The organism is Paraniabella aurantiaca (genome assembly GCF_050309965.1).
Lineage (GTDB): Bacteria > Bacteroidota > Bacteroidia > Chitinophagales > Chitinophagaceae > Niabella.
In genome coordinates this window covers 1365194-1376909 of the sequence record NZ_JBLOSY010000002.1, presented here as the reverse complement: position 1 = coordinate 1376909, position 11716 = coordinate 1365194, and the positions used below count along the sequence as shown (strand labels likewise).

13 protein-coding genes are annotated in these 11716 nt (G+C 40.9%); 1 reads left to right on the top strand and 12 read right to left on the bottom strand.

From position 1 onward, the window contains the following. Nucleotides 1-80: 80 nt before the first annotated feature. Together ACLOAU_RS19935 and ACLOAU_RS19930 are read right to left on the bottom strand one after the other, a co-directional pair. The gene (locus ACLOAU_RS19935) at nt 81-857 is read right to left on the bottom strand and encodes a LytR/AlgR family response regulator transcription factor (protein WP_427863671.1); all 777 of its coding nucleotides are present in this window, start codon (nt 855-857) and stop codon (nt 81-83) included. Nucleotides 858-1191: 334 nt separating this feature from the next. Then, nucleotides 1192-2139: an NAD-dependent epimerase/dehydratase family protein gene (locus ACLOAU_RS19930; protein ID WP_427863670.1), complete on the bottom strand. Its 948-nt coding sequence runs from the start codon at nt 2137-2139 to the stop codon at nt 1192-1194. A 148-nt stretch (nt 2140-2287) separates the two neighbouring features. Between ACLOAU_RS19930 and kdsA the strand changes: the two genes are divergently transcribed. Next, nucleotides 2288-3109 carry a 3-deoxy-8-phosphooctulonate synthase gene (gene kdsA, locus ACLOAU_RS19925; RefSeq protein ID WP_427863669.1) on the top strand — a complete coding sequence of 274 codons (822 nt, stop codon included), beginning with the start codon at nt 2288-2290 and terminating at the stop codon, nt 3107-3109. A gap of 9 nt (nt 3110-3118) precedes the next feature. Here kdsA and ACLOAU_RS19920 read toward each other — a convergent pair whose 3' ends face one another. The 10 genes from ACLOAU_RS19920 to ACLOAU_RS19875 all read right to left on the bottom strand — a co-directional run bounded on the left by ACLOAU_RS19920 (nt 3119) and on the right by ACLOAU_RS19875 (nt 11614). Then, nucleotides 3119-3907: a glycosyltransferase family 2 protein gene (locus ACLOAU_RS19920; protein WP_427863668.1), complete on the bottom strand. Its 789-nt coding sequence runs from the start codon at nt 3905-3907 to the stop codon at nt 3119-3121. Between the two features lie 245 nt (nt 3908-4152). Next, nucleotides 4153-4647, bottom strand: coding sequence for a hypothetical protein (locus ACLOAU_RS19915; protein ID WP_427863667.1), 495 nt, complete (start codon nt 4645-4647; stop codon nt 4153-4155). Nucleotides 4648-4741: 94 nt separating this feature from the next. Continuing rightward, on the bottom strand, nt 4742-5476 hold the full coding sequence (locus ACLOAU_RS19910) for a 3-keto-disaccharide hydrolase (RefSeq protein WP_427863666.1): 735 nt from the start codon (nt 5474-5476) through the stop codon (nt 4742-4744). 110 nt (nt 5477-5586) lie between these two features. After that, a complete protein-coding gene (locus ACLOAU_RS19905) occupies nt 5587-5856 on the bottom strand; it encodes an acylphosphatase (protein WP_427863665.1) in 270 nt (89 codons plus the stop codon). Between the two features lie 4 nt (nt 5857-5860). Then, on the bottom strand, nt 5861-6334 hold the full coding sequence (locus ACLOAU_RS19900; RefSeq protein ID WP_427863664.1) for a GAF domain-containing protein: 474 nt from the start codon (nt 6332-6334) through the stop codon (nt 5861-5863). 28 nt (nt 6335-6362) lie between these two features. Further along, nucleotides 6363-6887, bottom strand: coding sequence for a DUF1572 family protein (locus ACLOAU_RS19895; RefSeq protein ID WP_427863663.1), 525 nt, complete (start codon nt 6885-6887; stop codon nt 6363-6365). 141 nt (nt 6888-7028) lie between these two features. After that, a complete protein-coding gene (gene lolA1 / locus ACLOAU_RS19890; protein WP_427863662.1) occupies nt 7029-7676 on the bottom strand; it encodes an outer membrane lipoprotein periplasmic chaperone LolA1 in 648 nt (215 codons plus the stop codon). Nucleotides 7677-7818: 142 nt separating this feature from the next. Next, the gene (locus tag ACLOAU_RS19885) at nt 7819-10404 is read right to left on the bottom strand and encodes a DNA translocase FtsK (RefSeq protein WP_427863661.1); all 2586 of its coding nucleotides are present in this window, start codon (nt 10402-10404) and stop codon (nt 7819-7821) included. Between the two features lie 145 nt (nt 10405-10549). Then, entirely contained in the window at nt 10550-10933 is a 384-nt protein-coding gene (locus ACLOAU_RS19880) for a DUF423 domain-containing protein (RefSeq protein ID WP_427863660.1), read from the bottom strand. 153 nt (nt 10934-11086) lie between these two features. Next, on the bottom strand, nt 11087-11614 hold the full coding sequence (locus ACLOAU_RS19875; RefSeq protein ID WP_427863659.1) for a shikimate kinase: 528 nt from the start codon (nt 11612-11614) through the stop codon (nt 11087-11089). Nucleotides 11615-11716: the final 102 nt, after the last annotated feature.

The following is an 11716-nucleotide window of genomic DNA, read 5'->3' as shown; positions in this document are numbered from 1 at the left end:
ATATATTTTGGGCAAGATTAGCATTTTATTTGACTTTAATTAACAAACAGGAAATAAAGTCGATTTAAAAGGACGAAACGCTATAAAACGATGTTTTGTCCCTTGTTCTTGACATTATTGGACACGATTTTATACAACCTGCTCATTGCTATTTTACTTAATGTCTTAGAAATCTCGTTGCCGTTGTCCAGGCGTAACCGGCACTCTTTATTATATTTATCGCCCCCCAGGTATACTATTTTTGATAGATTAATAATGGTGCTTTTGTCTATGCGCATCAGGTCTTTAGCCAATATACGCTGGTCAATACTACTGATGCTTTCATTAACCGTTTTATGATTTCCGTCTTTAACAGTTACGGTGCATATATTACGGTTAGACTCAATAAAAAGAATGTCCTGCTGATTTAAATATAATAGTGAACGGTTGGCCTTTAGCGTGATAAAATGATCATCTGTCTGCACATCCTTATCAGTATCAATCATTCCGATGACCCTTTGAACAGCCCGGCCCAGATTCTCCGTATTTAAAGGCTTGATTACCAGCGCAGCAATACCAATTTCAACAATTCTTTGGATCCCCTCCAGTTGGTTGGAGGCTGCCAAAACGATTACTTTCGGCTTGGCGATACTTTGAAAAAGCAATTTCTCTACTACATCAAGGTCATAGCTATGTAGCGCCTTTAGATCTGATATCAAAATATTAGGCCTATGTAAAAACAATGCGCCTATAGATTCTTCAACCGAGGGATGAAAAGGCAAGAAATCAAGCTTCTTTTCTGTAGAAGATTCAATTTTATATTTAACAAGGTCCCAGGCAGTCTTGTTTTCTTCAATAATCTGAACTTTGGTTACCATGGTTTTGTTTTCATTTCAATATTAGCGAACAGTCTATGTGGTTGCGGTGTCATCTGTTATCCGGTACTCACTTCTATCGTTTGTCCTTCAAAATTTATCTTATGGCATAAATAACGAGGTTTATCTCAGGTTACAACAAAATGTTAACGCGTGGCAAATATAAGGTGAATAAAAAATTTCCTGCAAATTTTAATTACTAAAAGACAGCCGCATATATATTATAATTCCGCTTCCGAATAATATGATTAAAAAAGCTGCCCACGCAGACAGCTATTTCTTATTAAACAAAATGAACCTTGCCTTCAAATTAGGGCTTAGATTTCAATTGGAAAGTTTACCCAATAACGAGATTCTTCAACATATCCCCAGTCATTGTTGCCAGATCAAACTTGGGTTTCCATCCCCAATCTTTCTGCGCCACGCTGTCATCAATGCTCTGCGGCCAGCTATCGGCAATTGCCTGGCGGTAATCGGGTTTATAATCGATAGTAAATTCTGGTATATGATTTTGTATGGCTGCAGCAATTTCTTTGGGGGAAAAGCTAAGCGCTGAGATATTGTATGAGGTACGCACCGATATTTTTTCAACGGGAGCCTCCATTAATTCAATCGTTGCCCTGATAGCATCTGGCATATACATCATGGGCAGATAAGTGTCTTCTCTTAAAAAGCTGGTATATTTCTTTTCTTCCAACGCTTCGTGGAAGATTTCTACTGCATAATCGGTGGTTCCACCACCAGGTGCCGATTTATAGGAAATAAGCCCCGGATAGCGCAGACTCCTCACATCTAATCCATATTTTATATTGTAATAATTGCACCAGAATTCCCCCGCATACTTGCTGATACCATATACGGTTGTTGGCTCTATAATAGTTTGCTGTGGACAATTCTGTTTGGGTGAGGTAGGACCAAAAACAGCAATAGACGAGGGCCAGTATACTTTTTTAAGGTTTTCTTCCCGTGCTATATCCAACACGTTCAAAAGGCCCTGCATATTCAAATGCCAGGCCAGGCCAGGATTTTTTTCGCCGGTTGCAGAAAGTATAGCGGCGAGTAAATATATCTGTGTAATATTTTGCCTTATAATTTGTACATGCAGCATCTCTTTATTCATCACATCGATACTAACATACGGCCCCGTGCCTTTCAACAGTTCATTTTCTTCCCTGAGATCAGAGGCGATCACATTGTTGTTACCATATATTTTGCGTAACGCGAGGGTGAGCTCTACTCCTATTTGTCCTGAGGATCCTATTACGAGAATTTTATCTTTTACCATAAAAAAATTATCAGCAAACATATCAAAATAAAACATGTGCTGATCAGAAATGCGCAATCGTTTTCACGCAAAGAATAATTATAGCTGCAGATGATCCAGAGACTGGTGCTATTGATTATTGCTATGGACTTTTCAATACATTTGCTTTATGCAAGCATTTTTAGAGACCTTATTTGAGAAGCAGGTTTATAATAGTAATAATTTCTTCCTGCTAGCAGGACCCTGTGTAATTGAAAGTGAAGCCATCGTAATGGAAGTTGCAGGAACAGTTTCGGAAATCTGTAAAAAACTGGGCATTCCTTATGTGTTCAAATCATCATATAGAAAAGCCAATCGCACCAGTGCAGGCTCTTTCACAGGCATTGGAGATGAGGCGGCGCTACAACTTTTAAAAAGGACCGGCGAAACATTTGGGGTTCCTACAGTAACTGACATACACGCTCACGAAGAAGCAGCGATAGCAGCCGAATACGCAGACATTTTGCAAATACCCGCGTTTCTTTGTCGCCAAACGGATTTGCTGGAAGCTGCTGCAAAAACCGATAAAATTATTAACGTGAAAAAGGGGCAATTTCTCAGCGGCCCCTCTATGAAATTTGCTGTTGAAAAAATTAATAATGCGGGAAACGACAAGGTGTTACTTACAGAACGAGGGAATAGCTTTGGTTATACCGATCTGGTGGTAGATTACCGGAATATTCCCTTGATGCAGGCACATCAGGTGCCCGTTGTTATGGACTGTACGCACAGCCTGCAACAACCTAATCAAACCAGTGGTGTAACCGGCGGCAACCCCGAATTAATCGGCACTATTGCCAAGGCTGCTATCGCAAGCGGCGCCAATGGTATTTTTATTGAAACGCACCCTAATCCGGCTGAAGCTAAAAGCGATGGCGCTAATATGTTGCCGCTCAATCAGCTTGAAAAGCTATTGGAACAATTAGTAAGAATAAGACACGCAGTAGTATAATAACGCACCTCATACATTATTATCGCCGTAACCTTTAGCATAAAACTTCGACAGTAATTTTGCTATATTGTTACCCCATATGCCGGAAAGTATTTCTAATTCTTCCTGCTGACGTTTTCCGTTTTGTATCTGGTGGGTTGTTTCAGAGCCAATATGGATGCGATGTTTGACCAGTTTCTTGTTAACGAAAACAAACGAACCTTCTGCTCGTGCTAATTGCAGCCATGCCACCCAGTCTAACACACAACTGTATTCCTCGGAGAAACGCATGTCTCCGGTATTTACACGGTCAATGGTAACGGAAGGGCAACAGATAGGATCACCCAGAGAAAGCACTGCTTTTTTAACGAGTTTTGACGTAATCGCTCCTTTCAGATAAAACGGAAATAATAATAGATTTTTTACCGTTGCATTCAACGAGCGCTTTCTTTCTACGCCGTTCACCATATCAATGTAGCCACAAAACGCTATCAGGGGCTTTGTATGCTGATAGTTACTTATAGCGGCCATTATTTCGCGGGTATAATCGGGCTTATATATATCATCCTGATGCGCTATTGTAACATACCTCGTAGATGCTTTATTTATAGCAAAATTCCAGTCGTTGCCAATTCCACCCGGGCGCGGAGATACGAAATAGGGAACATCATGTTTTGCTGCAACAGACTGAATATAAGCCGATGGGGTTGAAGTTGCTATAAGCAGATTAGTTGGCTGGTTTTGAGCCTTTAACGCGGTTATACAAGCTTCCAGGTGTGGTGAATCCTTGTAGGCAGGAATAACAAATGTATGATCCATTATAAACTTCATTTAGCTCGCGCTAACCTGACTCTAAGTTATATACGCGATACACTTACCAGTTGCTCTTTAAAGCGTTCAAATGCCGGTTGGCACAAAAAAGCAGCTCTTTCAAGCTGCTTCAAAAACTTAATTATTTACTACTCTAAGCTCCTTCTCCTTCATTGAGAAGGAACAAGATAGGGTCTTTTTTTTAAAAAAACAAAAAAAGCTATATTTTTTAAAAAAAAGTATAGCTTTTAATATTATTGTATGGCATTATACACCACTATTTCTCCATTATCATTAAGTTCAACACTTTTTACTCTTCTTGTCAGAATAGTGTTTCCAGAAGCGAATTCTACACTTTCAACATTGAGTGGCTTAGATTGCTTAAGTGTGACAGGAGCCTCTCCTTCCAGCTGTATAATTGCAATACCATCATTAGTTTTTTTAAATCCATACACGACTGTTAAATTCTTACCATTTTCCTCGGAATGATATAAAATTGTTGTCCGGGATGTATAAGTCGGGTCGTTGAGATCAATATCGCTGGATGTGATGCTCGATTTATTGTTCTTGTAGGCTTCAATGGCAACATCGTCATTCGTTATTCTTCTAGTGCTATCTTGTGCGGCGTTATTTATTGGCGCTTCTTCCATTTCAGAAGTCTCGCCGGCCGCGTTCGTATTTTCATTATCACCACAAGATACCGCCATCATTAAAACCAACAAACCTATTACTAAATACGACTTCTTCATTATATTGATTTAAGATCGCAAAGATAAAAGCTTTAGTTTCTGCATTTACTTTGCACCGTTCTTTTGAGAAATAATTATGATATTTCAACCAGCGTTACTCCAGCTCTCTTATCCAGATATTCCTAAAACTAACTGCATCGCCATGGTCCTGCAAAACAATAGGCTCTTTTTCTTTATGCCAGGTATTGGTAGCTATTCCAATATACTGCGTAGCGCCCCAGATAGCGGTGCTGTTTTGAACTAATACCCCATTGTGTAATACGGTAATCCTGCCCTGCGATTTAACGCTGCTGTCTTTGTTAAAACGGGGAGCTGTAAAAATGATATCATAAGTCTGCCATTCGCCGGGCTTACGGGATGCATTAACCAGTGGAGCTGTTTGTTTGTATATACTACCAGCCTGGCCATTACTATAAGTACGATTTTTGTAACTATCCAGTACCTGCAGCTCATATAAACCCATCAAAAAAATACCGCTGTTTCCCCTTCCCTGTCCTTCTCCTTTCACCTCCGCCGGTGTACGCCATTCTACGTGCAGCTGGCAATCTCCAAATGCTCTTTTTGTTTTAATAACACCTGTTCCTTTTACCACAGTAACCGCATCGCCTTCTACTTTCCATTTTGCAGGCTTGCCGTCTTCGGTTTGCCATTCTGCCAGGTCTTTTCCATTAAAAAGCACAATCGCATCGGCAGGAGCATCGGCAGCGGTTTTACCCGGACTGACAATTTTAGGTTCAGGCTGCCAGATCTCTGTAAGACGGGGGTCTTTATTTTGCGCCAAAGACGCCATACTCAAAAGCAATAATGGTGACGTTACTAATTTTTTCATTTTTCGATTTTGTTTTTTCATTATACAGTGAAATACACTGTTCTATAGTCGTTGGCAATCTGCACTCGTTCACGACTTATTTTTTAAATTTATGGTATTTATAATAACTCCTACAAAATAGAAAAATTTTTAAACTCCTGCAAAGGCTGGTCTGAAATTTCTACATGCTTTACTATAGCCCTGGGCGGCCCTTGCTGACACCAGCTGATCAATTCGGCTATCCGAGTTTCGGTTCCCGTAGCTATAATGCTCACAGAATCTCCATCAGGCAAATTCTCTACCTGCCCTGAAATACCAAGCTCCCGGGCCTTTTGGAGGGTTGACTGCCTGAAAAAAACACCCTGCACTTTTCCTGTTACCAGTATCCTTTTTGTCAACATCAGATTAAAAATTTAAGAAACCCACTATTTCTTCAAGATATTTACGATCGGTCAGATCGAAATGATCTAAGTGTTCACTGTCTACATCAAGAACACCTGTAACAATACCATTTTTTACTATGGGCACCACTATTTCGGACTTAGAAAAACTACTGCAGGCAATATGACCAGGAAATTGCTCAACATCGGGTACAATTAAAGTCTCTGCCTGTTCCCAAGCGGCTCCACATACGCCACGTCCCTTTTTTATTCTGGTGCAGGCTACCGGACCCTGAAAGGGCCCTAAAACTAATTCGCCACCTTTTACAACATAAAAGCCAACCCACCACCATTTAAACTGTTCCTTTAATGCAGCTGCGGTATTAGCCATATTCGCCACTATATCTTCTTCACCTTGTAAAAGACCTATCAATTGCGGCAGTAATTGCCGGTACTGCTCTTCCCTGGTTCCTGAAGCTATTATTAAATCTTCTGCCACTGTATTCTTTTATTTTTTAGTTATATAGTTAACCCTTTTTCATTTGCTCATTAAAGGCACCCGAACCACCTTTTTCGATAGACAAACTCTTCCATCCTTCACCCTTTATCATTTTGCCAATATAAACAATCTGCCCCACGTGCGAAGCATAATGTGTAAGCTGCCGGTGTATTGCCTCTATTACCGTAAGAGGTTGGGTTCTTATATAAACAGTTTTATTTAAATCTTCTTCCCTCAAAGATGTAAGCGCAGTAAATAAAACAGCCCAACCTTCTTCCCATAATTCCAGTAATTCCACTGCGGACTTTGATTGCGCCTCGAACTCGACATCCCTGTTACGCCATTCTTTTTCACCATCCTCAGTAAGAAAATTCGTCCACCTGCTTCGCATATTTCCATTCAAATGTTCTATAATAACAGCCAGGTTATTACAGGCTTCACCCGGATTATAATAAAAGTCTTTTTCCGTGACCTGATCAAAAGTTTTGTCACCCAGCTCTTTGTAAGCCCGAAATTGTTGTATAGCGCTTGTCAAAAAAATAGCTGAATTCATAAACTGTCATTTCATACCCCAGGTTTATCATTTTACCTGACCACTAAATTAAACAAATTCAAAAATGATAAGTTGAAGTTCTTAATGACAAAAAAAGCGCTCCTTACAGAGAGCGCCGTATGTAAACATATTTTTAATTTTTTATCTCAAATCCACTACCTCTACACCGGGATATTTTGCTTTGTCAAAAGTAAAATTAGCATCAGAAATTGCTGTGTTAGGTTTAAAATTACTGACATTATACACATAACGGTTACCGGTTTTTTCGACAACAGTAGTACTTACAATGTTTTTGGTTGCTTTATCTACCGCTACGTATACTCTGGCAAACGGCTTGCTTTTGTCGATGGGCTGCATGACAATCTTATTTACATCCCGTGCTCCCACCTTGCCATCTTTGTCCATTACATACATAAAATCTTTATTATAAAAATCGGTAAACAACTTTTGAGGCGTTATAGTTCCTTCCGATGCGCTGGCACTACTTACAGTTACTTCTTTGGAAGCCGGGTCGTAATTCCATATCGTAACTCCGTCACTTATAATTTTGTTGCTCCCCAGGTTTATGGCATATTTATTTCCCTTCATTTGCACCGTACCATTTTTTGTGGTCAACACTTTACCGGCAGCATTGGCGATCTGGTAGCCAAAATTTGCAGTTACCGTTTTATACGTTTTAAATTTTGCACTTACTTCATCCAATATTGCTTTTGCTTTAGGATCCTTTTGCTGCGCAAACGAAAACACAGACATGAACAGAACAGCTCCGGTGATATACAATTTCTTCATATTCAATTTTTAAGATTTTCTATTTTTTAATTATTTACAGTAAGACGCCAATTTTCATGCCGTGGTGCGGTGGTTAACATTAATTAACATAATTGAGAAATGTTGACAGATGACAGGTGATAGCTGACAGATAATACTACCGCTATCCCAACATCTCAAGATGCTGTTGCAAATCTGCATCGGTTTTAATCAACACTTCGCGGGCCTTGCTGCCCTGGTTGGGCCCAACGATGCCAGCGCTTTCCAGTTGGTCCATTAAACGGCCCGCACGGTTATACCCCAGTTTCATCCTTCTTTGCAAAAGGGAGGTGGAGCCAATCTGGTTGGCCACAATCAACTTAGCGGCTTCTTCAAATAAAGAATCCCGGTCTCCCAAATCAAAGTCACCACTCTCCAGTTCTTTTTCATCCACATACTCAGGCAAAAGGAAGGCTTGCGGATATCCTTCCTGGTAACCGATAAACTCAACTACTTTATCCACTTCAGGGGTGTCTACAAATGCGCACTGCAACCTGGCTATTTCCCCGTTCAAACTAATCAGCATATCTCCCTTACCAATCAGTTGCTCAGCGCCACCTGCATCAAGAATAGTGCGACTATCAATTTTACTGCTCACCTTAAAGGCCACACGCGCCGGGAAGTTGGCTTTAATAGTACCCGTGATGATATTAACCGAAGGCCTTTGCGTAGCAATAATCAGGTGAATACCTACCGCACGCGCCAGCTGGGCCAGGCGGGCAATGGGCATTTCCACTTCCTTACCCGCCGTCATGATCAGATCGGCGAACTCATCTACCACCAATACAATAAACGGGAGAAACTGATGTCCTTTTTCAGGATTTAACTTTCGCGAGGTGAACTTGGTATTGTATTCTTTAATATTCCGGCAACCTGCTTCTTTTAGCAGATCATAGCGGTTATCCATTTCGATACAAAGCGCATTGAGTGTATTGATCACTTTTTTGGTATCGGTAATGATAGCCTCCTCTTCGTTTGGCAATTTAGCCAGGAAATGACTTTCGATATGGCTATAGATACTTAACTCTACCTTTTTAGGATCAACCAAAACAAACTTCAGCTGGGATGGATGCTTTTTATATAACAGGGATACAAGGATAGCATTAATCCCAACCGATTTACCTTGCCCGGTAGCACCCGCCATTAGTAAGTGCGGCATGGTTGCCAGATCTACAATAAACAGTTCGTTATCTATTTTCTTACCAAGAGCGATGGGTAAAGAATGAGCGCTGTTCTGATACTTATCGGAAGAAAGTAAGGTCTTCATACTCACAATGCTCTTTTTGGCATTAGGTACCTCGATACCAATCGTACCACGACCCGGTATAGGAGCAATGATACGAATACCCAGAGCTGAAAGGCTTAATGCTATATCATCTTCCAGATTTTTAATGCGTGAAATACGAACACCTGCAGCCGGCACTATCTCATATAAAGTAACCGTCGGGCCAATGGTAGCACTGATACGCTGGATTTCTATATCATAGTTTCGTAAGGTAGTTATAATCTGGTTTTTATTATTTTCCAATTCTTCCGGATCATGTTCAACTTTTTCAGAACCATAGGACGCCAGCAAATCTAGTGTCGGGTGCTGGTAATCCCTGAGATCCAGTGTTGGCTCGTACGCTTTCGTTTTTTCAACCGGAGTAGTTACTTTTTCTTCTTCCTCTGTCTTGGGCAACGGAGCATCATTTATTTCCAGCTTCAGTGCACCTGTTGTTGCTACAGGTTTAGGCGCCGGTTTTGGTTTCTCTATTTCCAGTTCTTTTTTGAGTTCGGGCTCAGGTTCAGGCTCATCAAAATTGATCCTTGCCTCAGGCTTGAGTACGGTAATGCCTTCAAAGCCTTTCGCTTCTTCTTTAGCTACGGTTTCTTCTTTTTCTATGAGTCCGATTTTATGTTTTGGCTTTTCTGCATCTTCATCGACAATTAAGGTTGCTGCATCGAGTGGTGCTATTTTTTGTTTAGCTGGCACTTTTTCTTCTTCCTTTACAAAATCGTGCTCTGCTAAGGGAAGAGTATCTTTCGGCATGTCTTCTGTTTCGGCCACTGCAGGTATAGCCGCAGGCCGCGTTAGCTTCTTAGGGAATGCAAATACCGGATTGAACTGCCAGATCAGGTAAGCCACTACAATCAATAAAAGGATTGCAGATGCACCTACAAATCCAAGCGAAGCCAGCAACCAGTCACTGATCACATTTCCAACACCACCACCCCAGCTGAATTCTTCTCTCCTTAAAATAAACGCCAGAATAGTTGAAACTGCCAGCATGCCCAGCGTAACATATTTCAGGTTACGCCATATAGAAAAAACACGCCTGCGCCAAAGCAGATTTACACCTACTACGAAGAAAAAAGTGCATACCAGTAGGGAGGCAACACCGAATAGTTTAAAAATGAAGAGGTTTGCTACTATGGCACCGGTTTTACCCAGGAGGTTATTGGCCGTAGTGTCTACATCACCAAGAATTTCAACACCCCGGGATACACTTGCCTGGTCCTGCCTCCAGGTAAAAAAATAGGATACAAATGCAATGATCAGAAATATAGATATCAATAGGGAAGTTAACCCTACAATTTTCCAGGTACGTTCATCTTTGGCCAGCTGTTTTAGCCTTATCCGCTCCTCTTTCTCCGGCACAAAGTGTGTAACAGAATCTTTTGCCTTAGCTGTTGGTTTTTTGCTCTTCGATTTACTCTTATTCGTCATAAAAGCAAAGATAAGGAAGGTTGGAAAGTTGTCCGAAGGTTCGAAGAACTCCTTTGAAGACTACTGTGAAGAAATATTAAAAAACCATGCGCTCCGGGGAGGTTCCAGGAACCGGGCAACTTAATTTCTGAAATTTCAGCCGATGCTACTTTTTCAGCAATGCCATGACAAAGCAAATCCAGCCAACGACAAAGAAAAGCCCGCCGACAGGCGTAATGATGCCCAGTCCACCAAGTCCTACTTTACCAGTTGCTTTTAAAAGCGATAGTGCGTATAATGAACCTGAAAACAAAAGAATACCGATCAAAAAGCATACGCCTGCCCAATTCATTGATTTGAAGGGAAATTTCTCAAAAAGAATCCCTACAATTAATAGTGCGAACGCATGATACATCTGGTATTGAACACCGGTTTGAAAGGTCGGAACAGATTCGGGGGCTGCAGTTTTGAGACCATGAGCACCAAAAGCTCCTAAAATAACACCAAGGCCTGCCAAAACGCTACCTAAGGTGAAATACAATTTATGCATGAAATGTTATGTTTAGATACAGGGTAATGGATACCGGATGTTTGATTTTTATCAATTAATTGTATTTAAGGAACCATCTTCCGATTTACAGATGCTGATTTTGGCAGTCAAAGACTTATTAAAAAAGCTAGCCGGACACTGAAAGGTTATTTATCAATCCTCCTTACCTTCTGCCGTTTGATCAAAAATAGCCTTTATAAAATCATCCACCCGGGCATCACGATCGTCGATCCGCACGCTGGCTCGCTCATAAAAAATTCTCCGGTCGCCATTTTTTTTAACAATATAAGCCTTTAATTGTTCATCATCAAGGCTTTTAAGAAGCGGACGTTTGTCCTTTCCCTGCCGAAGCCGGCCGAGCAGTATTTCGAAGGGTGTGTCGATCCAAACTGTTACCCCTTTTTCGTTCATGTAATCTATATTATTAAAAAAGCAGGGAGCACCACCACCACAGGACAATACCATCGACTCATGACTTTCACTTACCAGGTGTAATATTTCACGTTCCTTCATCCGGAAATACTCTTCACCCTTATCTTCAAACATTTCGGCAATAGACCTCCCCTCGTCGTTCTCGATCAATTCATCGAGGTCAAAAAAAGGGATACCCAGTTTTTTGCCGAGCAGCTTACCCCAATGCGTTTTTCCCACGCCCATGAAACCTATTAAATAAATTCGCATTGCTCTATAATTTAATTATGGCTGTTTAGATACCCGATACCCCGATATAAGTTATCGGCCTTTTAAACACCGCTACTTTCATCTTCCACCCGTCATCTGCCA